The sequence below is a fragment of the Bacillus sp. FSL R5-0416 genome, from assembly GCF_037975425.1.
In the GTDB taxonomy this organism is placed as follows: Bacteria; Bacillota; Bacilli; order Bacillales; family Bacillaceae; genus Bacillus; species Bacillus subtilis.
In genome coordinates this window covers 1728114-1752163 of record NZ_CP150252.1, presented here as the reverse complement: position 1 = coordinate 1752163, position 24050 = coordinate 1728114, and the positions used below count along the sequence as shown (strand labels likewise).

The following is a 24050-nucleotide window of genomic DNA, read 5'->3' as shown; positions in this document are numbered from 1 at the left end:
TTACGAACTCCTCTCTTCGTTGTGTGAAATAATCAATTACTCCTATTATGAACGAAATGAATTGAACATATCAATGTCAAAGTAGTATGTAAAAGGATTTCAATGATTTGTTATAAGAAATTTCGCTTTAATACGATAAAAAAGCGGGAATCCTCCCGCTTTTTACGATTATCGACGTAAGCCTAGTTTGTTAATTAACTCACGGTAACGAGTTACGTCTTTATTACGCAGATACGTAAGAAGATTACGACGCTTACCTACCATTTTAAGAAGACCGCGACGTGAGTGGTGGTCTTTCTTGTGAGTACGTAAATGCTCGTTCAAGTTGTTAATTGAGTCAGTTAGGATAGCGATCTGAACTTCTGGAGATCCAGTATCAGATTCGTGTGTTTTGAACTCATTGATGAGTTGGTTTTTACGCTCTTGAGTAATTGCCATCCTGTTTCACCTCCAAATCATATTTAGCCCCAGTTACCTAGCAACCGTCGGTGACTTCGGATTGCCAAGCAATGGTTTTAAGACTACGAAAACTATCATACTAAAAATCGTGCCTATATGCAAATATTTTAGAATAAAATTTGCGTGCGTTGCAAGTTATTTCCGTAAATTGCTGAAATAACGGATGGCTTCCTGCTTATCTTTCTCAATTTGCTCTGTTAATTCTTTGATGCCATTGAATTTCCGCTCGCTCCGAATCCGTTTGTACCATTCGATTTTTATAGCGGCTCCATATACCTCTTGATCGAAATCAAACAGATTGACCTCGATGGAAGGCTGCTCAGGGCGCTTTTCATAAAACGTTGGCTTATAGCCAATATTGCAAACGCCATTGTAAACTTCGCCGTTCACTTCCGCTTTTACGGCATATACACCTGTGGGCGGGACGATATAGCTGTTATTTAAACCGACATTCGCTGTCGGAAACCCGATGGTCCGCCCTCTTTTATCACCATGAATGACAATTCCTTTAATAAAATAAGGTTGTCCAAGCAAGACATTCGCCAATTCAACATCTCCGTTTTGAAGCGCGGTACGGATATACGAAGAACTGATTTTTTTATCCTGCTCCGTTAATTTTTCTACCATTGTGCACCCAGCTTTTCCGTCTAAATCATCCGGCATGGTCTCCATTGTTCCCTTGCCGTATTTGCCGTACGTAAAGTCAAAGCCTGCCACTGCGTGCCGCACATTAAGGCCGATAATATACTGGTCTATAAACTGCTTAGGAGAAAGAGAAGCAAACACTTCATTAAATTTAACGACATACAGAACTTCTGTACCTAATTGTTCAATTTGATTTATTTTGTCTTCAAGAGGCGTAATCAGATCCTTAGGTTCCTTATCTCTGCCCAACACGTGAGAAGGATGGGGATGAAAGGTCATCACAGCCAATGTCAGACCTTTTTCTTCGGCTATTTGCTTCGCTGTGCCGATTACCTTTTGATGCCCGAGATGAACGCCGTCAAAATATCCTAACGCCATCACTGATTTTGCCTGCTCCTCTTTTATTAAATGATGAGGATGTGTAATATGTATCGTCTTCACAGAACGGTCACCTTTTTTCTATTGTTCGCTTTTTTGCATCAATACTTTTGCCGGCTTTAACAGCCCTTTTTTTGCAGGATGAGGGAAATAGATCGCCAAACAGGTTCCGGATTCAGTAAAGACGGCGATACGGTCTTCACTTGTCATTTCAGAAAACTGCTCGGGCGTCTCAAGCAAAGCCCCATTTTCTACTTTCTTAGCTAATGTATCACTTATGATCCATTTCGGCAAATGATTGAGCGCACGTTCAATAGGAACTGTATGCTCTTCCACGGTTCCGGATTGGGCCTGTGCTTCGAGCTCATCAAAAGTAAAGCATTCGTCGAGAGAAAAATCTCCGGATGCCGTACGGATTAAATGAGACATATGAGCCGGATATCCGAGCTTTTCTCCGATCATGACCGCCAGCGTCCTTACATAGGTCCCTTTGGAGCAAGTCACTGTAAACCGGAAGCTTGCGGTTTCTCCATGATGTTTAATCTCTGTCGTCAGGGCAATGTCTTCAATGGTTATCATACGTTTCGGACGTTCTACTTCAATCCCTGCTCTTGCGTATTCGTATAATTTTTTGCCGTTTACTTTTACAGCGGAATACATGGGCGGAATTTGTTCTTGTTTCCCCTTTAAACTGTTTAAAACCTTTTCTACATCCGCTTTATCAATGTCGTGATTGACAGGCTTTATTTCCACCGTTTCTCCGGTTTGATCCTCTGTAGTGGTTGAAAAGCCAAGCGTTATTTCTGCATCATACGTTTTAGATTTCTCAGTTAAGTATTCGACTATTTTTGTCGCTCTTCCTACACAAATCGGAAGCACGCCTGACACTTCCGGATCGAGCGTTCCTGTATGTCCTACTTTTTTTGTTTTTAACAGCTTTCGGATCTTCATGACACAGTCGTGCGATGTCATGCCAACAGGTTTATGTAAAAGGAGAACTCCGTTAACCATTTGCCTTTCACTCCTTCTTTTGAGCTTTTTTCTTTTAAACGAAGAAAGAGGACAGACGATATACGCCTATCCTCTCATTTTTTATTCAGATGGTTTCTCTGAATGTAATTCGTGAATCAGTGTTTCGATCCGATTCCCGTAATCGATTGATTCATCGAACTCAAATTCAATTTCAGGCGTTTTTCGAAGTCTGATGCGGCTGCCGATTTCGGATCGGATAAATCCTTTCGCTTTTGCCAGCCCTTTCAGCGCTTCTTCCCGTTTTTTCTCGTCACCGAGAACCGAGATATACACCTTTGCAATTTGCAAATCACCTGATACACGTACATCCGTTACTGTCAGAAAACCAATTCTCGGGTCTTTCAGCTTGCGGCTGATAATATCACCGAGTTCTTTTTTCATTTGCTCGCCGACACGGTTTGCTCTCATACTCAATTCAATCACCTCTAAGTTAAAACCACTCTGTCCTAGTGATCGTCCGTTCAATTTCAGGAAAAGAATCGATAAACGCTAGGACGCGTTGCAGTTCTTTTTCTGTTTGAACGCGAGAGGAAGAAACAGCGGCGATTCCGAAGCTGGTTCTTTGCCAGGTGTCCTGATAGCCAATCTCCGAAATCGAAACATTGAACTTGTTTTGAACCCTGGTTAAAACCCGCTTCAGAACGGCACGCTTTTCTTTTAGCGATCCTGCATCATAAATGATGCATTCACACTCCGCAAATCCGATCACGTTCTTTCAATTTCTTGCATGACAAACGCTTCAAGGATGTCACCTTCACGAATGTCATTGTATTTCTTAATTGTAATACCACATTCATAGCCTTGTGAAACTTCTTTCACATCGTCTTTAAAGCGTTTCAGAACATCTACTTCGCCTTCAAAGATGACGACGCCGTCACGAATTAAACGGAGGCCGCTGTCGCGCGTAATGGTTCCTTCAGTAACATATCCGCCGGCAATTGTACCGATTTTAGATACTTTGAATGTTTGGCGTACTTCTACTTGACCAATTACTTTTTCTTCATATTCAGGATCAAGCATACCTTTCATGGCAGCTTCAATCTCGTCGATTACTTTGTAAATGATACGGTGAAGTCGAATATCTACATTTTCAGCTTCAGCCGTACTCTTAGCATTTCCGTCCGGTCTCACATTAAACCCGATAACAATTGCATTGGAAGCAGATGCCAAGATAATGTCTGATTCAGTAATCGCACCAACGCCTGTATGGATGATTTTCACTTTAACGCCTTCTACTTCAATTTTTTGAAGTGCAGCCGTTAAAGCTTCAGCAGATCCTTGAACGTCAGCTTTTACGATGAGGTTGATGTCTTTTACATCACCTTGCTTAATTTGCTCGAATAAATCATCAAGACTGAGCTTCGCTTTATCGCTGCGCTGCTCTTCAAGCTGTTTCGAAGCACGGGCTTCACCGACAGAACGAGCTGTTTTTTCATCCTTAAAGACAAGGAATTGGTCTCCCGCTTGAGGGACATCATTCAAACCGGTAATTTCAACCGGAGTTGACGGGCCGGCAGTTTTCACACGGCGGCCAATGTCGTTAACCATTGCACGGACACGGCCAAATGTATTGCCGACTACGATCGGATCACCGACATGCAGTGTTCCAGTCTGTACGAGCAATGTCGCGACTGACCCTCTGCCTTTATCGAGTTCAGCTTCAATAACCGTTCCTTTTGCCTGACGGTTCGGATTCGCTTTCAGTTCCTCTACCTCACTGACAAGCAAAATCATTTCAACGAGCTCATCAATGCCTTTTCCAGTTAAAGCGGAAAGCGGCACAAAAATGGTTTCTCCGCCCCAAGCTTCAGGGACAAGTCCGTATTCCGTCAGTTCTTGCATCACACGGTCAGGGTTTGCGGATTCTTTATCTATTTTATTCACAGCAACGATGATTGGAACCTCTGCTGCTTTTGCATGGTTAATCGCTTCAACTGTTTGCGGCATGACACCGTCATCGGCAGCTACGACAAGAATCGTAATATCAGTTACTTCTGCACCGCGTGCACGCATTGTTGTAAATGCGGCGTGGCCTGGTGTATCCAAAAACGTGATTTTCTTGCCGTTCTCTTCAATTTGATAAGCGCCGATATGCTGAGTGATTCCGCCTGCTTCTCCTTCAACAACCTTTGTTTTACGGATGCTGTCAAGAAGCGTTGTTTTCCCATGGTCAACGTGGCCCATGATTGTCACGACAGGAGGACGAATTTCAAGATCCTCTTCATTATCAGGCTCTTCGTATTTTTCCAGCTCTGTTTCTTCAAGCACAATGACCTCTTCTGTTTCAACACCATATTCTGATGCAATGAGTTCGATTGTGTCTTTATCAAGCTCTTGGTTAATAGTTGCCATTACGCCAAGAAGCATCAGCTTTTTAATGATTTCTGAAGGCTCTTTGCCAAGCTCTTCAGCAAGTGCGCCAACTGTTAAAGTGCCAGAGAATGTAATTTTCTCAGGAAGCTCTTTTTTCGGCTTTACAGGCTTTTGCTGATGTTGGTTTTTATTATTGTTGTTGCGTTTATTTTTTTTGTTGTTGTTATTCTTCTTGTTTTTGTTAAATTGATTATTCTGCACGTCATTCTTCTTTCCGTCTCGAATTTTATTTGGTTGATTTCCAGCTGATTGCTGATTAACCCCTTGTGGCTGTTTGTTTTTGTTCGTTTCTGCTGGCTTTTGAGATTTAGCAGCTGCGCCGCCTTTTTTATATTTGGCATCAAGCTTTTTAATGGCCTTTTCTTCAAGCATGGCCATGTGATTATTCACTTCTAAATCCATGTTCTTCAGTGCGGTCAAAATTTCCTTACTTGAAACATTTAACGCTTTTGCATATTCGTATACTCTCATTTTAGCCATTCGTTCACCCCCAAAAATATTAATCGAGCAAGCTGATCAGCTTATTCGCAAAACCTTGGTCAGTGACGGCGACAACGACACGGGCTTCTTTACCGATAGAGCGTCCAAGAACCGCGCGACTCTCGACTTTTTTATAAGGGACTTTATAATAATTGCACTTGTCAGTTACTTTTTTTGCTGTGTTAGATGATGCATCCTCTGTAAGCAGGACAAGCTTTGCACGCGCATTCCTGATTTCTTTTATTACCAAGTCTTCGCCTGACACGACCTTACGAGCTCGATTGGCCAGACCCAGCAAGGGAAACCATTCCATTCCAGACATTTTATTTTTTCACCTTTTCCGCCAGTTCCAGCAATTCATCGAAAATCTGGTCATCGATTTGTGATTGAAATTGATTTTGCAAAGTGTTTTTCTTTTTTGCTGCTAAGATGCACTCTTTATCCAGCGTTAAATAAGCACCCCGCCCATTCTTTTTTCCGGTCGGGTCCACTGAGATTTCGCCTTCTTTTGACCGTACAACTCGGATCAGTTCCTTTTTAGGCTTCATTTCACCAGTCACTACACATTTGCGTAATGGGATCTTTTTGTGTTTATTCACCTAAAGTCACCTCTTATTCATCCGATTCAGCAGTTTCAGGCTCCGTAAAGAGCGGCTCATCATCTTCTTCAAGTTCTCTCGGATAGATTCCAAGTTCTCTTGCGTCCGTTTCGCTCTTAATATCAATCTTCCAGCCTGTCAGTTTAGCAGCTAAGCGTGCGTTTTGTCCTCTTTTGCCAATTGCCAGAGACAGCTGGTAATCAGGAACAATAACAGTTGTCGCTTTTTCTTCTTCATTAACAATGACATCAAGCACTTTGGAAGGGCTGAGCGCATTCGCGACAAATTCTACAGGATCACTGGACCAGTTGACAATGTCAATTTTTTCACCTTTTAATTCATTGACGATTGCTTGCACACGCTGGCCTTTAGGCCCTACGCATGAACCGACAGGATCAACGTCAGGATCATCTGTGCGAACAGAAATTTTTGAACGGTCGCCGGCTTCTCTGGCAACAGATTTTAGCTCGACAGTTCCATCATAAATTTCAGGCACTTCAATTTCAAACAAACGCTTTAACAGGCCTGGATGTGTTCTTGACACATAAATCTGCGGGCCCTTCGTTGTTTTTTCTACTTTTGTGATATATACCTTAATGCGGTCATGGGGCTTGTAGCTTTCATTCGGCATTTGCTCATTAACCGGCAGCAAGGCTTCTATTTTGCCTAAAGACACGTAGATAAATTTATTGTCCAGACGCTGGACGATCCCTGTCATGATGTCTTCTTCACGGTCGATAAATTCAGAATAGATCACGCCGCGCTCAGCTTCGCGCACACGCTGTGTGACGACCTGCTTCGCTGTTTGAGCAGCTATGCGCCCGAAATCCTTAGGTGTAACTTCGATTTCGACGACATCGCCGACCATATATTCCGGATGGATGCCCTGTGCCTCTTCAATTGAGATCTCTAATCTCTGGTCGTATACTTCGTCAACGACATCTTTTCTTGCAAATACACGGATGGAGCCAGTTTCACGGTTTAGATCCACCCGTACATTTTGCGCTTGATTAAAATTCCGCTTATAAGCAGAAATTAACGCAGCTTCGATTGCTTCGATGATAATTTCTTTACTGATGCCTTTTTCTTTTTCAAGAATCGTGAGAGCATCTAATAATTCACTGCTCATTTAACGGTCTCCCCCCTTAAAACATTTGTATTCATTAGAATGTAACAGCTAATCTTGCATTAGCTATCTTTTCATACGGAATATTGATCCGTTTCTTTCTTGTTTTGATCGTGATCTCAACTGTCACTGTTTGTCCATCAAATTCAGCCAGTTCACCTTCAAACACTTTTACGCCGTCAATAGGCTCATACGTCTTAATGTATACGTTTTTTCCTAGTGATTTTTCGAAATCGGCTTTTTTCTTTAGCGGACGCTCAGCTCCTGGAGATGAGACTTCAAGAAAGTAATTTTGGCTGATTGGGTCTGCCTCATCAAGCTTTTCGCTTAAAGCTTCGCTTACTTTGGCACATTCCTCAATATCCACACCGTCATCGGAATCAATAAACACGCGAAGGAACCAGCTTTGGCCCTCTTTGACAAATTCAATGTCAACGAGTTCCAGCTGAAGGCTGTCTACGATTGGCTGAGCCATTTCTTGAACGGTGTCAGTCACTTTTTTGCTCATGTTCTTCCTCCTTGTGCTGTCGATCTCATATTCGTCTCGTCACTCTGCATAAAAACCCTGCTTCAAAAGAGCAGGGGCTAAAAAGTAAACGATGAACATGTCGAGACAAAATTCTCCTGTTCAATACAAAAGAGCGGGTTTCCCCACTCTTTGCCTCGGTAATCGTTAGCATTTCCAATAAAACTATACCATAACCATATTTTTATTGCAAATGGATATACGCTTACCTTCTTACCTAAGCAAGTGACAGAAACTCTAATATTACGATGGCACTTTTTGCGCTTATGTATGCATAGAAGCAGAATTTCTGAGAAATTCTGCTTTCCATATTAGAACAGTGACAATTGGTTTTGATCAGGCAGTGATTCCAGACAGCCGTGGCGATCTAAGTACTCTAAAATCGTTTTTGATACTTTCCCTCTCTTTTGCAAATCTTCTTTTGAGAGGAATTCGCCTTCTTCGCGAGCTTTTACAATGTTCAAAGCAGCGTTCGTCCCTAACCCTGGAATAGAGTTAAACGGCGGAATAAGACTGTTGCCGTCAATAATAAACTCTGTAGCGCTAGAGCGATATAAATCGACTTTTTGGAATGAATAGCCTCTCTCACACATCTCAAGCGCTAATTCTAAAACAGTCAGAAGGTTCTTTTCCTTCGGTGAAGCATCAAGTCCTTTAGCGTTTATATCCTCCATTACCGCTCTGATTGCTGTAGAGCCCTTGATCATTGTATCAATATCAAAGTCATCTGCACGAACGGTAAAATAAGCCGCATAATACAAAAGAGCATGATGCACTTTAAAGTAAGCGATGCGGACTGCCATTAAGACATATGCCGCGGCGTGGGCTTTCGGGAACATGTATTTAATCTTTTTACAAGAATCAATATACCAGGCTGGGACATTGTTATTTTTCATTTCTTCTTCCCATTCAGGCGTTAATCCTTTTCCTTTACGCACGAATTCCATGATTTTAAAGGCAAGGGACGGTTCAAGGCCTTGATAGATTAAATAAACCATAATGTCATCACGGCAGCCGATAACCTCACTCAGCTCACAAATATTATTGTGGATGAGCTCCTGTGCATTGCCAAGCCATACATCAGTTCCGTGAGACAAGCCTGAAATCTGAACGAGCTCAGAAAAAGTGGTCGGCTTTGTATCTTCAAGCATCTGCCGGACAAATCGGGTTCCGAATTCAGGAATTCCAAGAGTGCCCGTTTTACAGCCAATCTGTTCTTCAGTCACACCGAGTGATTCGGTTCCCTGGAAGATCTTCATCACTTCAGGATCATCCGTCGGAATTGTTTTCGGATCTATTCCGCTTAAGTCTTGAAGCATCCGAATAACAGTCGGGTCATCGTGTCCGAGAATATCAAGTTTTAACAGGTTGTCATGGATGGAGTGGAAATCAAAATGAGTCGTTTTCCACTCTGAACCTGTGGCATCTGCCGGGAACTGGATCGGTGAAAAATCATAAATATCCATATAATCCGGAACTACGATAATACCGCCAGGGTGTTGTCCAGTTGTACGTTTTACACCTGTGCATCCCTGTACGAGCCGATCTATTTCGGCACCGCGCATATGAAGATTGTTGTCTCCGGCATAGCCTTTTACATAACCGTAGGCTGTTTTTTCTGCCACCGTGCCTATTGTTCCCGCACGATATACATTGTCTTCCCCGAACAATACTTTTGTGTAATTGTGTGCTTGCGGCTGATATTCCCCTGAGAAGTTCAAATCGATATCAGGTACTTTGTCCCCTTTAAATCCTAAGAACGTTTCAAATGGAATATCATGGCCGTCTTTTTTCAAAGGCGTTCCACAATGAGGACATGTCTTGTCAGGCAGGTCAAAACCGGAACCGACAGAACCGTCATTAAAGAACTCAGAATGCTGGCACTCAGGACAAACATAGTGCGGCGGCAGCGGGTTTACCTCAGTAATCTCAGTAAGTGTCGCAACTAATGAAGATCCTACGGAACCACGGGAACCAACGAGATACCCGTCATCTAGTGAACGTTTTACAAGTTTGTGAGAGATCAAGTAAATAACAGCAAATCCGTGGCCAATAATACTCTTTAACTCTTTTTCAATCCGCGCTTCGACAATTTCAGGCAGCTCTTCCCCGTAAATGCTTCTTGCACGCTGATAGCTCATTTCTCTGATCTCTTCATCAGCGCCTTCGATTTTCGGCGTATATAAATCATCTTTAATCGGCTTGATGTCATCAACTAAAGAAGCAACCTTTTGGGTATTGGTGACTACGATCTCCTTCGCTTTTTCTTCACCTAAGAAAGAAAAAGCTTCAAGCATTTCGTCTGTCGTTCTGAAATGCACTTTCGGCAGTTCATGCCTATTCAGCGGATTTGCCCCGCCTTGTGAGGATATTAAAATCTTTCTGTAGATTTTATCCTCATCATTCAAGTAATGAACATTTCCCGTAGCAACAACCGGTTTATTAAGCTTTTCCCCCAGCTTCGTGATATTCGCAATAATTTCTTTCAGCGCTTTTTCATCACGGACCAGTTCAAGCTCCAGCAAGTGACGATACACTTCAGGCGGCTGAACCTCAAGGTAATCATAGAATGACGCGATATCTTCCACCTCTTCAGGCGATTTTTGCATCATTCCCTCAAAAACCTCTCCCCTGTCACAGGCAGAACCGATCAGCAGCCCTTCCCTGTATTTCTCAAGCTGAGATCTCGGAATACGCGGCACTCTGTAAAAATAATGAATATGAGAAAGTGACACAAGCTTAAATAAATTTTTAAGTCCCGTGCTGTTCACGGCAAGTAATGTTGCATGATACGGTCTTGATCTTTGATAAGCATTGGACTGACCCATATTTTCATTCAACTCATCATGGTACTGAATACCTTTTTCAGCCGCGTCTTTCAGCATTTTCAGAAGCAAATAAGCGGTTGCCTCAGTATCATAGATCGCACGGTGATGTTGTGTGAGTTCGATATCAAACTTTTTACAAAGTGTGTTCAGCCGGTGGTTCTTAAATTCCGGATAGAGAAAACGTCCTAGTTCTAGCGTGTCAATGACTGGGTTTTTAGCTTTATCGACTTCAAGAAGCTTTTTATAGGCTACATTTAAGAATCCCATATCAAAGCTTGCATTATGAGCGACAAGGATATCATCGCCAATCCATTCTCTGAAATCTCTTATTACATCTACGACATCCGGAGCGTCTTGTAGCATATCATCAGTGATCCCTGTCAGCTCTATGATTGTGGCGGAAAGCGGACGATGCGGGTTCGCAAACGCCTCAAATTTATCAATAATTTCTCCGCCTTTTACTTTTACTGCAGCCAGCTCAATAATGGTATCGTATACAGCAGACAATCCTGTCGTCTCAACGTCAAAAACAACATAAGTTTCTTCTTCGAGCAGACGATGTGCGGCATTATAAGCAATTGGCACGCCATCATCCACGAGATTCGCTTCCATCCCGTAAATCATTTTAATTCCATGCTTTTTGGCCGCAGAATACGCATCAGGGAAGGATTGAACGACAGCATGGTCAGTCAAAGCGATGGCCTCATGCCCCCATTTTTTCGCCTGTTCGACAAGCTTTCCGATACCCGTAACAGCATCCATTTGGCTCATTGGGGAATGAAGATGCAATTCCACTCTTTTTTCTCCTTCAGGTGCTGAATCTTCACGGGTTTTTGCTTTTATTTCGTTTACGTCATTTGCGATCATGACAAGGTCTCTGACAAATGTATCATTTTGAATGCTTCCGCGTGCTTTTACCCACATTCCTTTTTTCAGAGACTTCATCAGTGCCGCATCTTCTTTTTCACGTGCAAACATTTTGATCAAAATACTATTTGTATAGTCTGTAATTTTGAAGATACACAGCGTGCGCCCGCTCTTCAGCTCGCGCGTCTCCACATCAAACACATAACCTTGGACCGTAATTCTTCGTTCTTCGTCCATGATGCTGTCAAGTGTCCGGATTTCCTCGTTATCTTTAATTTGATAACCGATAACAAGAGGACCAGATGGTGCTTGGTCTTCATCACTTTCTTTATCTTTCTTCTCCATTTCAATCAAGGCCTGCATAGCCCGCTCTTGGTCTTCCGCAAGCTTTTGCTCCCGAAACTTTTGAACTTCCTGCTCGGATACAAATATTTCAGCATCAAGCTGAAGATCCGGAAAGCCAAATTGACGGTAGCCTGCTTGTATCATGGAACTGTATTTGTTCTTTAGCGCAGCCGCTTCTGTATCCGTTTTGGTTTTGACAATCAGTTTATTGCCCTTCAGCTTCGGTTTTTGCTGGTTTAAAAGACTGATAATCGGCGGCGAAATGCCCTGCAGTTCTTCAATGCAGCGTGACCAGTAGTCTTGAACGATACTTTCACTGACCTCGGCATCCTGAACTTCAATTGAAGATGTCACTTTTGCTATGTGGGCAAACGATTGCGTCAGCCTCGTTGTTAATGTGTCATATATTTGAAAAGGCAGCAAAGATTTAAATTGAAAATGAAAATGCCAAGATTTAGAAGCTTTGTGAATTGTCAGCTTTTTAATCTCGCCATGTTCAAAGTATGTCATGAAGGTATCATCTGTCATATTAATCTGCTGCAGAAGAATTTGAAACTGCCTTCTGTTTACTGATAACTGTTCCATTAAGACAGTATCCCTCCCTAAAAACATCATAAGTGAAGGTACCTCAGGCAATGAGGTACCTTCTATTATTTCTATTTTAACATGTTTTTTGATAAATCGTTATGGTGATTACTGCTTGCTGATAAACGCAGATAATTCGTCTACTGAAATCTCAGTTGACTCACCAGTTTGACGAATTTTCACTTCGACGATTCCTTCGTCAGCCCGTTTTCCGACAGTGATGCGGATTGGAAGGCCGATTAGATCTGAATCAGCGAATTTTACACCGGCACGCTCAGCACGGTCGTCATAGAGCACTTCATAGCCTTCCGCTTTTAAATCGGCATACAGCTTTTCAGCAAGCTCTCTTTGCCCATCATTTTTCATGTTCAATGCAAGAATATGAAGATCGAACGGGGCAACGCTTTTTGGCCATATTAATCCTTTTTCGTCGTGATGCTGTTCAGCAATAGCAGAAAGCGTTCTTGACACACCGATTCCGTAACAGCCCATCAGCATTGGCTGCGCGCGTCCGTTTTCATCTAAATATGTCGCATTCATCGCTTCTGAATAGCGTGTTCCGAGCTTAAAGACTTGTCCGACTTCGATTCCCTCAGCAAAACGGATCGTTCCCTTGCCGTCTGGTGAAGGATCACCTTCTTTAATAAAACGAAGATCAGCAAATTCTTTAATTTGCGCGTCACGATTCACATTGACATTTTTATAATGATGATCTCCTTCATTTGCCCCGGCAACAGCATTAACCATTGCTTTCACAGCTTGATCGGCATATACTTCCACATCCTGATGAATACCGACAGGGCCTACAAAGCCTGGCTCTGTTCCGAGCTGCTGAATGACCTCTTCATGTGTGGCAAGCTCTACAACTTCTGCATGAAGCAAGTTTTTCACTTTAATATCGTTAACTTCATGATCCCCTCTTACAAGCACTAAGACAAAACGGTCATCAGCTTTAAACAATACTGACTTAATGCACGCTTCAGCCGAAACCTGCAAGAACGCAGTCAGTTCTTCGATTGTTTTCACGTTAGGCGTATGAACCTTCTCTAGAGCTTTAGGCTCTTTATCTGAAGGAACTTCCTGGTGAAGAACTTCAGCCATCTCGATATTAGCCGCGTACTGTGATTCATCAGAATACGCAATCGTATCCTCTCCGATCGCAGAAAGTGCCATAAATTCGTGCGTATCCTTTCCTCCCATTGCGCCTGAATCAGCGATAACAGGTCTTACATTAATGCCGCAGCGGGCAAAAATATTAGAATAGGCCTCGTACATTTTTTGATACGTTTCATCCAGGCTCTCTGCAGATGCATGGAAAGAGTACGCATCCTTCATAATAAATTCGCGGCCTCTTAACAAACCGAAGCGAGGACGTTTTTCATCTCTGAACTTAGACTGAATTTGATAAAGAGTCAGAGGGAGACGCTTATAAGATTTAACCTCATCGCGAACAAGCGAAGTGATAACCTCTTCATGCGTTGCCCCTAAAGCAAATTCACGGCCATGACGGTCTTTTAGTCTCATCAGTTCGGGACCATACGTATACCATCTGCCTGATTCCTGCCATGTCTCTGCCTGCTGCAACGCAGGCATGAGCATTTCTACGGCATCAATTTTCTCCATTTCTTCTCGAACAATTTGCTGAATGTTTTGAATCACCTTATACGCAAGAGGCATATAGCTGTATACCCCGCTCGTATTCTGTCTGATAAATCCTGCTCTCAGAAGAAGCTGATGACTTTTTGCTTCGGCATCAGCTGGAACTTCACGGAGCGTAGGAATAAGCGTCAAGCTTTGTCTCATTTCTTCGCACCTCTGATTGATTTACTTTTCGTTTACAAAAACAGCCGCTGGATATCGTTCCATGTGACAACCAGCATAAGAAGCATTAAGAAAGCTACTCCGATAAACACAACAAATGCTTCTTTTTCCCTGTTAATCGGTTTGCCCCGAATCGCTTCAATAAATAGAAACAACAGTCTTCCTCCGTCAAGTGCCGGAATCGGAAGCAGGTTGACAATCCCAAGATTAATGCTTAAAAACGCCGCAAACTGAAATAAATTCACGATCCCTGTTTTCGCCACTTGGTCTGTCATGTCATATATGCCGACAGGACCTGACAGCATATCGAGTTTAAATTGGCCTGTTACTAATTTGCTCAGATTGGTTAAAATGGCTTTGGTGACATCAACTGTTGATGTCGCGCCGTAAGCAACCGCTGAGAGTACGCCTTTTTCAGTCGGCGCATAGGAACCGAAACGTCCGATTGTTTTTTTGTTCTCATCTTTAACAGCTTCCGGAGTCACCGAAATATGAAGCGTTTTGTTATCTCTTTTTACTGCAACGTCCATTTCTTTCTCCGGGTTTTCTTTTACAGCGGAGACAATGTCAGTCCAAGACCTCATTTTCTCTCCGTTAATGCTTTGGATATAATCCCCTTCTTTTAGCCCTGCTTCAGCTGCCCGTCCATTGTCTGTCAGCTGCCCGAGCATAGGTTCATTTGACGGTACGCCTTGAATCAGCCCAAGCATCACTAAAATGACGTAAGCTAAAATAAAGTTCATAATCGGCCCTGCAGCAATTGCTTTAATCCGCTGCCACACAGGTTTGGAACCAAATTGGCGATTATACGGCGCAATCTGCACTTCTTCTCCGTCTACAATAAAAAAGGATGTTTCGCTGACAGTAAAGCTGGAAAGTTCGTCCTCTTTCCCCTGTTCATAACCGGTGATCTTCATGTCATGCTCTAGATCCGCTGTTTCCACTTCAATGACTAAAGCATCCGGATATTTTTCCTTTTGATTGATGATGACTTTCTCAACTTGATCTTCCTTATTAAACAGAAGCCCGACCGTGTATCCGGGTTTCACCTCAATCATTTCCGGATCTTCGCCGGCCATACGAACAAATCCGCCGACCGGAAGCAGCCTGATCGTATAAACTGTTTCATTTTTTTTGAAAGAAAAAATCTTTGGACCGAAGCCGATCGCAAATTCACGGCAGAGAATTCCCGCTCTTTGGGCTAGCAATAAATGGCCCAGTTCATGGAAGAAAACGAGCGTTCCGAAAATAATGATAAACGCTATAACTGTATTCACGAACATACCACCTTATGTGAGTATTGAATTGACGTATCCCCGGGTATCTTTGTCCACTTCTTGAATGTCCGCCAGGCTCGGTTTTTTCAGTAATTGATGGCGGGTTAGTGCCTTTTCGATACAGTCTTCAATAGCCAAAAACGGTATCTTGCCAGCTAAAAAGGCAGCGACAGCTACTTCGTTTGCCGCATTTAGCACTGTCGGCATTGTTCCTCCTATTTTACCTGATTCAAAAGCAAATTGTAAGCATCGGAACCTGTCAAAATCAGCTTTCTCAAAATGAAGGCTGCCGATTTCCCATAATTCAAGCCTTTTCGCATCTGGTAATGGCAATCGGTCAGGATAAGTGAGCGCATATTGAATGGGGACTCTCATATCCGGAGTTCCGAGCTGTGCGATCACACTTTTATCATGGAACTCAACCATTGAATGGATGATGCTCTCCTTATGTAAAACCACATCAATTTGTTCATAAGGTATATCGAAAAGCCAGTGTGCCTCGATCACCTCTAATCCCTTATTCATCATTGTAGCCGAATCAATTGTAATTTTTGCACCCATTGACCAGTTTGGATGTTTTAATGCATCTTCAACCGTTACTGATTCGAGCTCCTCCCGCGTCTTGTCCCGAAAACTTCCGCCGGATGCCGTAATGATGAGGCGTTCAATGTTTTTAGCCTGTTCGCCTTGAAGAGCTTGAAAAATGGCTGAATGCTCACTGTCAACAGGCAGCAGCGGAACATCATATTTCTTAGCATGTTCTTTTACTATATGCCCTGCAGTGACAAGAGTTTCCTTATTTGCAAGCGCAATTGTTTTTTTCTGTTCAATTGCCTTTAACGTCGGGATAAGACCGACGCTTCCAAGCAAAGCGTTGACAACAATGTCAACCTCCTCCATCACTGCTGCTTCTATCAGTCCTTCTTCTCCCAGCCCGATTTGGCATTCAAAAGAAAAAGACATTTGTTTTAATTTATGATATGTATCCAGATCACCGACAGAGACAAACTTCGGCTGAAAGACCTCAATCATTGGAACGGCCTTATCAATATTTCTGCCAAACGACATAGATACCAGCTGAAATTGATCTTGATGTGCACGCAGTACATCAAGAGTCTGTTCGCCGATTGATCCTGTTGCTCCTAAAAGACAAATATTTTTCAAAGTTGCCACTACTCCTATTCTTATTGCTGCATGATCAGTCTCATATTCATATTAGACTTTTTTATGAAAAAAGGGCAAGCAGAAAGTACAAGAAAGGCATGACAAACAAGAAACTGTCAAAACGGTCTAATATACCGCCATGCCCGGGAAGAATATTCCCAGAATCCTTTACATCGTAATGTCTTTTCAAGGCGGATTCCACTAAATCTCCAAGTTGTCCGAAAACAGACAAAAACAGCGTGATCAACAGCAGATAGATATACGGGATCGGAAGTTGTGCAACAAGCTGAAAAATCGTCGCCAATACAAGTGCGATGACAATTCCGCCTGCAAACCCTTCCACTGTTTTATTCGGACTGATTTCAGGCCATAGTTTCCGCTTCCCAAGCGATTTACCGACAAAATAGGCACCGGAATCGGTGGACCAAATGACAACACACGCATAAAAAATGTATGTTAATCCGTATTGGTCAAGATTTCTGATTTCGATAAAATAATGAAAACACATTCCGATGTAAATTGCTGCAAGCGTAATAAACCCGACTTCATCAAAAGTAAAGGTGTTCTTGACCAACACTGTGTAAGTCAGCAATAGCAGTACCGCAAATAAAGCGATTTCCATTTTGGAAATCCCGTCCGCTTCAAAAAACGAATACTGGCTTGGTAATAAGAACATCCACAATAATAAAAGACCAATCAAACCCGGCAGTGAAACCAGCTTCAGCTTTTTCATCCGTAAAAGTTCAAAAAGCGCCACACTGCCCATAGCATAAATTAATATGGTGAACGGCAATTTCCCGACAATAACCAAAAATAAAAATACAATTGCTGCCAGAACACCTGTCAAAATTCTTTGTTTCATGTCCACCATCCTCTAAATTCCGCCAAACCTCCGGCCTCTCTGCTGAAACTCTCCTAACGCCTGCAAGAAGTGATCTTCTTTAAAGTCAGGCCACAAGACGTCAGTAAAGACAAATTCACTGTAGGCAACCTGCCATAGCATAAAATTACTCAGCCTTATCTCGCCGCTCGTTCGAATTAAAAGTTCAGGATCCTGCAAAGATTCAGTCATCAAATAAGTAGAAAAAAGCGATTCATCAATGTCTTCAATATTCAAAGAGCCTTCCTTCACTTTTTCCGCGAGTGATTTTGCAGCACTGACAATTTCAGTACGGCCTCCATAGTTAAGAGCAAAATTAAGGATCATTCCGTCGTTTTGCGCCGTGTCCTGTACAGCTTTTTCAATCGCACGTAATGTGTGCGCGGGCAAAGCCGTTTCATCCCCAATGATCCGAACCTGTACATTTTCCTCAACAAGCTCTGGAAGATACGTATTCAAAAATTCTTCCGGAAGCTTCATTAAAAAATCGACTTCCATTTTCGGTCTTTTCCAGTTTTCTGTTGAAAATGCATACAATGTCAGTACTTTGACACCTAATTCGTTTGCGAGCTTCGTGGTCCTTTTTACCACCTTCATCCCTTCATGGTGGCCTGCAATTCTGGGAAGAGAGCGTTTTTTAGCCCAACGGCCATTTCCATCCATGATAATGGCGATGTGTTCGGGAATTTCTCCCTTAAGTATGTCTTCTTTTGTATAACGTTCTAAGTTGGAAGCCGCTGTTTGCTGATTCTTCCAATTTTTGAGTATGTTGAGCATGAGATTCCTCCGTCACCCAAAAAGGTTACATTCCCTGCTGATAATCAATGTAATCAACAGTATTAACAAAAAAACCCCCTGTAAACATGAGAGGGTCTTTTCACTATTATCTATTGTACATAGTTTTTCATTAAACTTCCATGATTTCTTTTTCTTTGTCTTTTGTGACACTGTCAATTTTTGACACATATTCATCTGTCAGTTTTTGAACGTCTTCAGTGGAAGCACGCAGTTCATCCTCAGTAATGTCTCCGTTTTTCTCAAGTTTTTTGAGATCATCGTTAGCATCACGGCGAACGTTACGAACAGCTACTTTTGCTTCTTCAGCATATTTTTTTACAACTTTCACTAATTCTTTCCGTCTCTCTTCTGTTAGTGCCGGAATTGCAATTCGAATCATATTGCCGTCACTTGTTGGTGTAAGACCTAAATCAGCTTTTAAAATCGCTTTTTCGATATCGCCGATTGCTGTTTTGTCGTATGGTGTGATAACGAGCATACGAGCTTCAGGCACGTTAATAGAAGACAACTGATTTAAAGGTGTCTGCGCTCCGTAATATTCAACCGTTACTTTATCTAATAATGATGGATTTGCACGGCCTGCGCGTACAGTAGCCAATTCGCGCTGATAAGCAGCAATTGCCTTTTCCATTTTTTCTTTTGTTTGAGTTAATACTTCTTTTGACACGTTATTTCCCCCTCACGATCGTTCCGATTGATTCACCGATAACGGCACGTTTGATATTTCCTTCTTCCATAATAGAAAAGACGATAAGCGGAATGTCATTGTCCATGCATAAAGAGGAAGCTGTTGAATCCATGACTTCCAGGCCGTCTTTAAGAACGTCAAGATAAGAAAGTGATTCATACTTAACAGCTGATTCATCTTTTCTAGGATCAGCATTATACACACCGTCAACGTTATTTTTAGCCATCAAAATAACGTCTGCCTCAATTTCAGCAGCCCGCAGTGCAGCTGTCGTATCAGTTGAGAAATATGGGTTTCCTGTGCCCGCAGCGAAAATAACGACACGTTTTTTCTCTAAGTGGCGTATCGCTTTTCTTCTTATGTACGGTTCAGCAACTTGTCTCATTTCAATGGATGTTTGCACTCTGGACTGGATTCCGAGTGTTTCCAAGCTGTCTTGAAGAGCAAGCGAATTCATTACTGTCGCCAGCATTCCCATATAGTCAGCAGTCGCGCGGTCCATGCCCAGGTCACTTCCTGTTTTTCCGCGCCATAAGTTGCCGCCGCCTACTACAACAGCCACTTCGACTTCAAGCTCAGCGATTTCCTTCACTTGCTTTGCAATGGATTGAATGACAGTTGGGTTAATTCCATTTCCCTGTTCTCCTGCCAATGCTTCCCCGCTAAGCTTTAATACGATACGTTTGTATTTTGGTTTTTCCATGATAACCTCCAAGTGTAAACATTGCCGTTTTCTATTATGCAAGAGAAAAAAAGGTTTGTAAATATAGTTTTAAAAATAGGGAACACAAAATGTGTCCCCTATACTGCCTGAAAAGACGCGACTTAGCCGCGAAATCTTTTCACCATTATTTTTTCACTTGGTTCATTACTTCTTCAGCAAAGTTTTCTTGACGTTTTTCGATGCCTTCTCCAACTTCATAGCGGACAAAAGTTTGAACAGTAGCGTTTTTCGCTGCAATAACTTGTTTCACTTTTTCATCTGGGTTTTTAACGAACGCTTGGTCTAATAGACAAATTTCTTCGAAGAATTTGTTTAGACGGCCTTCAACCATTTTCGCTACGATGTTTTCAGGTTTGCCTTCTTGGAGGGCTTGCTGAGTTAAGATTTGACGCTCATGATTTGTTTCTTCTTCAGATACTTGATCACGAGAAATGTAACGAGGGTTAACTGCAGCAACGTGCATTGCGATATCTTTCGCAGTTTCTTCATCAGTTGTACCGTTGAGAACAGTTAATACACCGATGCGGCCGCCCATGTGAAGGTACGCACCGAATGCAGAGCTGTCGTCTTTTGTAAGAACTGTAAAGCGGCGAAGAGTGATTTTCTCACCGATTTTAGCAACTGCGCTTGTGATGTACTCTTCAACAGTTGAGCCATTTTCCATTTTTTGGCCCATTGCTTCTTCAACATCAGCTGGCGTGTTTGCAAGAAGGTGGTCAGCTAAAGTGTTAAGAAGCTCTTTAAAACCTTCGTTTTTCGCAACGAAATCAGTTTCAGAGTTTACTTCTAGGATAACGCCTTTGTTGCCGTCAGTTTTAATAAGAGTAGAACCTTCTGCTGCGATACGGTCAGCTTTTTTCGCTGCTTTTGCAATCCCTTTTTCTCTTAAAAGGTCAATTGCTTTGTCCATATCTCCGTCAGTTTCAGTTAACGCTTTTTTACAATCCATCATGCCCGCGCCAGTTTTTTCACGCAGTTCTTTTACTTGCTGTGCAGTAATTGCCATTTGTATTCCTCCTTATATGTTTAAACAAGAGTATGTATATTACACATTTTTCTTGAAAAAAGGTGATAAAAGGCAGTCCCTCTTATCACCTTTTGAATAGGTTACGCAGTTGTTGTTTCTGTTTCTGGTGCAGTTTCTTCAGCAACTTCCGCTTCTTCTTCGCCTTGCTTCGCTTCTAAGATTGCATCTGCCATTTTAGAAGTTAGAAGTTTAACAGCGCGGATAGCGTCATCGTTCGCTGGGATAACAACATCGATTTCATCTGGATCACAGTTAGTATCTACGATACCGATGATAGGGATGTTTAATTTGCGAGCTTCCGCAACAGCGATGCGCTCTTTGCGAGGATCGATGATGAATAATGCATCAGGAAGATCCTTCATATCTTTAATTCCGCCTAGGAATTTTTCAAGACGCTCTAATTCTTTTTTCAATTGAACGACTTCTTTTTTAGGAAGTACATCAAACGTACCGTTTTCTTGCATTTTTTCAATGTCTTTAAGACGTTTAATACGTTTTTGGATTGTTTCGAAGTTTGTTAATGTACCGCCCAACCAGCGTTGGTTGACATAGTACATGCCAGAGCGTTGAGCTTCTTCTTTAACAGAATCTTGAGCTTGTTTTTTTGTTCCGACGAAAAGGATTTTTCCGCCTTCAGCAGCAAGATTTTTAGTGAAGTTGTAAGCTTCCTCTACTTTTTTGACTGTTTTTTGAAGGTCAATGATGTAGATTCCGTTACGCTCCGTGAAAATATAACGCTTCATTTTTGGATTCCAACGGCGTGTTTGGTGACCGAAGTGAACACCAGCTTCAAGCAATTGCTTCATAGAAATGACTGACATGTTATTTCCTCCTAATATAATGGTTTTTTTCCTCCGCTTAGGTCATTTTTGTGCAGAACTGCCGCCTGCAGCACCCTCTGCATAAATCGTTAAGCGTGTGTATTTAACACCAAGACATAATATAACACAGCTTTATCCGACAATCAAGAATCCTTTACACCTTTGGAGCGAAATTTTAAAAATAGCTCGATTTCTGTCTTTCCGCTCTTCATTATCTGGGCAATTTGACTTGCCGAATATCCCTGTTCATATAATTCTATGACCTGGTCTTCAAATGATTGGACCTCACTGTTTACGAGCTCTTCCCGACGGTCAACCTCTGTAATCAGACCTTCAATATGTTCAGGAAGATTCTCTGCCTCTTGGACTGGATCCCGCTCTTGATATGTTTCAGAGGTCTGAAGGCTGGGCTTTTGGGATTCTTCATCTGATTGACTTGCAGATGAAGCTTTATTTTCTATCAGTTTCTCATTTTCTTCTTTTAATTCAAGCAGAAATGCCGCCAAGGTGTTTTCCGTCTCTTCAAGTATCTGTTTTTGCTGTTTTTCTGTTTCTTTCACTGCAGCGAGCCTCGTATACAGGATAATGACAGCGTACAGAAGAACGCCGTGGAGCGTAAAGCTTAAAAGCCATAATAGTGTTGACATGTTTTTCACTCGCTAACCATGAAATTCATTATTGTATCACTTTTTCCAGCAGATTCTTTAATTTAAATAATGCCTTTGAATGGATCTGAGATATGCGGGACGTAGAAAGATTTAATACTTGTCCGATTTCTGTCAGTGTCAACTCCTCTTTGTAGAACAAACTGACAACCAGCTGTTCTTTTTCAGAGAGTTCGTGAATTTTTTCCGCAAGCTGTGCAACCAGTTCATCCTTCATAATCTTTTCTTCAGGCGGAACATTTTTGTCATCTCTGATCATGACTTGAATGTTTTCCCCGTCATCTTGATCATGGAGCTTTTCATCAATTGACAGCAGATTTGCAAAAAAACCTTCATTCATTGTTGACACGACATCCTGTACCGTCATTCCGAGTTCCTCTGCAATTTCCGCGGGCGATACATTGCGAAGATACCGCTGTTCAAGCTTTTCAATTGCTGCTTCAACCTTTTTTGTTTTTTCGCGCGAGGTTCTGGGCAGCCAATCTTCTTTGCGAAGCCCGTCTATGATTGCGCCGCGAATTCTAAACGAGGCGTAGGTATCAAATTTTAAGTCCCGGCTGGGGTCAAATTTTTCAAGGGCATCATATAAACCAAGCATACCAAGGCTCATAAGATCGTCTTTATGCACTGATTTCGGCAGTCCGACAGAAATTCTGCCTACATGATATGTGACAAGCGGCATGTAACGGCGCATTAAGTCGTCACCGGCTTTAGGATCTTTCCACTCTTTCCAGCGCGTCCAAAGCACCTGATCTTCATAATTCAAGGATTGCATTGTTATCCCCCTAATACCTTAATTAAATCGTTTTTTCACCTTGTTTAACAGTTCGAATATGCAGCATGCAGGACTTCGGTTCAAATTCTATTGTCCGGCCGCTTGAGCCGCCCGTATCTTCACTAATAATAGGAATATTAAATAAAGACAGCTGTTCTTTTATCGCTAATACATTTCTCGGTCCGATCTTCATCAAATCATTTGTCGATTTAAATTTAAACATCTCTGATCCGCCGGCCAGCTTTGCTTTTAATGCAAATTTCCGGCATCCCGCTTCTATCAGCATATCAATCGTGGTCTGTACGGCGGTGTCAGCGTACTTAGCCCGGTTGAGCTCGGCAGTTTTCGATAACGTCGAATCCGGAAGCATGACATGAACAAGACCCGCCGTTTGCTTTTCTTTATCATAAAGCACCAGCCCCACACATGAGCCCAAACCAGAGGTCCGGATGGTATCCGGGAAGCGGGCGATCTTCACGTCAGCAATCCCAACCTTTATAACAACAGCCTCAGTTGTACTCATAATGATGCACCTAAAGCGACAAAGAGCTTTTCAAATGAATCATAGTCCGGCAGCATAAACATATGCGCTTTCAGCTCCTGCTGATGGCTTTGGTCAAAAATTGACGTGTCGACAACAATGGCGTGTTCTCCAACCTGACTGAGCTCCATCAGCCCTTCGCTGATCACAGCTCCGAACATGTCCAATGAGACTTCAGGAACACTTGGATAGAGCTGGAGTTTCGTCAAATCCGCCAAAGCTGTTAAATATGACCCCGCTAAAATATTGCCCAGTTCATGCAAAGCGGATGAGCTCATGTGGTCTTCACCTAAGTCCTCTATGTCAAAATCGGGGTTTCCAATCAGCTCTCTGATAAACTGCTCCGCCTGAAAAAAAGGCATTATAAAGAACATTGAACCCGTTAAATCGCCTTCCATTCTTAAAAAGATGCTGGCAACCGGGACATCGGCGCCGCCGAAAAAATCAACAAGCTCATCAAAAGACAGCAGCTTTGCAAATGGGACTTCCATATCTATCTTTCTATTTAACAGCTGGGCCATTGCAGAGGCGGAGTGGCCGGCGCCTATATTGCCGACTTCCCGCAAAATGTCCATCTGCTCTTCTTTGATTCCATTAAAAATACTCATGTCATAACCCCTTTAAGA

General features: G+C 42.4%; 24 protein-coding genes. All 24 read right to left on the bottom strand.

Going from position 1 to position 24050, the window contains the following annotated elements:
* Positions 1-168: 168 nt before the first annotated feature.
* A complete protein-coding gene (gene rpsO, locus NYE20_RS09310) occupies positions 169-438 on the bottom strand; it encodes a 30S ribosomal protein S15 (RefSeq protein WP_003220957.1) in 270 nt (89 codons plus the stop codon).
* A gap of 156 nt (positions 439-594) precedes the next feature.
* Positions 595-1545, bottom strand: coding sequence for a bifunctional riboflavin kinase/FAD synthetase (gene ribF / locus NYE20_RS09305; protein ID WP_032725707.1), 951 nt, complete (start codon positions 1543-1545; stop codon positions 595-597).
* Between the two features lie 18 nt (positions 1546-1563).
* Positions 1564-2493 (bottom strand): tRNA pseudouridine(55) synthase TruB, encoded by a 930-nt coding sequence (gene truB / locus NYE20_RS09300; RefSeq protein WP_014479802.1) that lies wholly within the window; start codon positions 2491-2493, stop codon positions 1564-1566.
* Positions 2494-2574: 81 nt separating this feature from the next.
* Positions 2575-2928: a 30S ribosome-binding factor RbfA gene (rbfA, locus tag NYE20_RS09295; RefSeq protein ID WP_009967251.1), complete on the bottom strand. Its 354-nt coding sequence runs from the start codon at positions 2926-2928 to the stop codon at positions 2575-2577.
* A gap of 16 nt (positions 2929-2944) precedes the next feature.
* Positions 2945-3223 (bottom strand): DUF503 domain-containing protein, encoded by a 279-nt coding sequence (locus tag NYE20_RS09290; RefSeq protein WP_003231905.1) that lies wholly within the window; start codon positions 3221-3223, stop codon positions 2945-2947.
* Positions 3220-5367: a translation initiation factor IF-2 gene (infB, locus tag NYE20_RS09285; protein WP_047182617.1), complete on the bottom strand. Its 2148-nt coding sequence runs from the start codon at positions 5365-5367 to the stop codon at positions 3220-3222. The genes NYE20_RS09290 and infB overlap by 4 nt, the downstream gene beginning before the upstream one ends.
* Before the next feature lie 19 nt (positions 5368-5386).
* Positions 5387-5689: a YlxQ family RNA-binding protein gene (locus NYE20_RS09280; RefSeq protein WP_003220946.1), complete on the bottom strand. Its 303-nt coding sequence runs from the start codon at positions 5687-5689 to the stop codon at positions 5387-5389.
* Between the two features lies 1 nt (position 5690).
* The gene (gene rulR, locus NYE20_RS09275; protein WP_009967250.1) at positions 5691-5966 is read right to left on the bottom strand and encodes a glucose-induced regulator RulR; all 276 of its coding nucleotides are present in this window, start codon (positions 5964-5966) and stop codon (positions 5691-5693) included.
* A 13-nt stretch (positions 5967-5979) separates the two neighbouring features.
* Positions 5980-7095, bottom strand: coding sequence for a transcription termination factor NusA (gene nusA, locus NYE20_RS09270; RefSeq protein ID WP_003231912.1), 1116 nt, complete (start codon positions 7093-7095; stop codon positions 5980-5982).
* A gap of 34 nt (positions 7096-7129) precedes the next feature.
* The gene (gene rimP, locus NYE20_RS09265) at positions 7130-7600 is read right to left on the bottom strand and encodes a ribosome maturation factor RimP (protein ID WP_003231915.1); all 471 of its coding nucleotides are present in this window, start codon (positions 7598-7600) and stop codon (positions 7130-7132) included.
* Between the two features lie 329 nt (positions 7601-7929).
* A complete protein-coding gene (locus NYE20_RS09260) occupies positions 7930-12243 on the bottom strand; it encodes a PolC-type DNA polymerase III (RefSeq protein ID WP_161621579.1) in 4314 nt (1437 codons plus the stop codon).
* Between the two features lie 108 nt (positions 12244-12351).
* Positions 12352-14046 carry a proline--tRNA ligase gene (gene proS, locus NYE20_RS09255; RefSeq protein ID WP_161621578.1) on the bottom strand — a complete coding sequence of 565 codons (1695 nt, stop codon included), beginning with the start codon at positions 14044-14046 and terminating at the stop codon, positions 12352-12354.
* A gap of 32 nt (positions 14047-14078) precedes the next feature.
* Positions 14079-15347: an RIP metalloprotease RseP gene (rseP, locus tag NYE20_RS09250; RefSeq protein WP_010886508.1), complete on the bottom strand. Its 1269-nt coding sequence runs from the start codon at positions 15345-15347 to the stop codon at positions 14079-14081.
* 6 nt (positions 15348-15353) lie between these two features.
* Entirely contained in the window at positions 15354-16505 is a 1152-nt protein-coding gene (gene dxr / locus NYE20_RS09245) for a 1-deoxy-D-xylulose-5-phosphate reductoisomerase (protein ID WP_003245155.1), read from the bottom strand.
* Positions 16506-16566: 61 nt separating this feature from the next.
* On the bottom strand, positions 16567-17376 hold the full coding sequence (gene cdsA / locus NYE20_RS09240) for a phosphatidate cytidylyltransferase (RefSeq protein WP_003231924.1): 810 nt from the start codon (positions 17374-17376) through the stop codon (positions 16567-16569).
* A gap of 3 nt (positions 17377-17379) precedes the next feature.
* Complete coding sequence (locus tag NYE20_RS09235) at positions 17380-18162, bottom strand: isoprenyl transferase (RefSeq protein WP_003231925.1); 783 nt, start codon at positions 18160-18162, stop codon at positions 17380-17382.
* A 130-nt stretch (positions 18163-18292) separates the two neighbouring features.
* Positions 18293-18850, bottom strand: a complete 558-nt coding sequence (gene frr / locus NYE20_RS09230; RefSeq protein ID WP_003231927.1) for a ribosome recycling factor — start codon at positions 18848-18850, stop codon at positions 18293-18295.
* A gap of 1 nt (position 18851) precedes the next feature.
* Positions 18852-19574 carry a UMP kinase gene (gene pyrH / locus NYE20_RS09225; protein WP_003220923.1) on the bottom strand — a complete coding sequence of 241 codons (723 nt, stop codon included), beginning with the start codon at positions 19572-19574 and terminating at the stop codon, positions 18852-18854.
* Between the two features lie 145 nt (positions 19575-19719).
* On the bottom strand, positions 19720-20601 hold the full coding sequence (gene tsf, locus NYE20_RS09220) for a translation elongation factor Ts (RefSeq protein ID WP_003231929.1): 882 nt from the start codon (positions 20599-20601) through the stop codon (positions 19720-19722).
* Between the two features lie 101 nt (positions 20602-20702).
* A complete protein-coding gene (rpsB, locus tag NYE20_RS09215; protein ID WP_003220918.1) occupies positions 20703-21443 on the bottom strand; it encodes a 30S ribosomal protein S2 in 741 nt (246 codons plus the stop codon).
* Positions 21444-21586: 143 nt separating this feature from the next.
* Positions 21587-22090 carry a swarming motility protein SwrB gene (gene swrB, locus NYE20_RS09210; protein ID WP_161621577.1) on the bottom strand — a complete coding sequence of 168 codons (504 nt, stop codon included), beginning with the start codon at positions 22088-22090 and terminating at the stop codon, positions 21587-21589.
* Positions 22091-22118: 28 nt separating this feature from the next.
* Positions 22119-22883 (bottom strand): RNA polymerase sigma-28 factor SigD, encoded by a 765-nt coding sequence (gene sigD / locus NYE20_RS09205; RefSeq protein ID WP_032725704.1) that lies wholly within the window; start codon positions 22881-22883, stop codon positions 22119-22121.
* 22 nt (positions 22884-22905) lie between these two features.
* Positions 22906-23406, bottom strand: a complete 501-nt coding sequence (gene cheD / locus NYE20_RS09200; RefSeq protein WP_003244852.1) for a chemoreceptor glutamine deamidase CheD — start codon at positions 23404-23406, stop codon at positions 22906-22908.
* Positions 23403-24032, bottom strand: a complete 630-nt coding sequence (gene cheC, locus NYE20_RS09195) for a CheY-P phosphatase CheC (protein WP_003231935.1) — start codon at positions 24030-24032, stop codon at positions 23403-23405. The genes cheD and cheC overlap by 4 nt, the downstream gene beginning before the upstream one ends.
* Between the last annotated feature and the right edge of the window lie 18 nt (positions 24033-24050).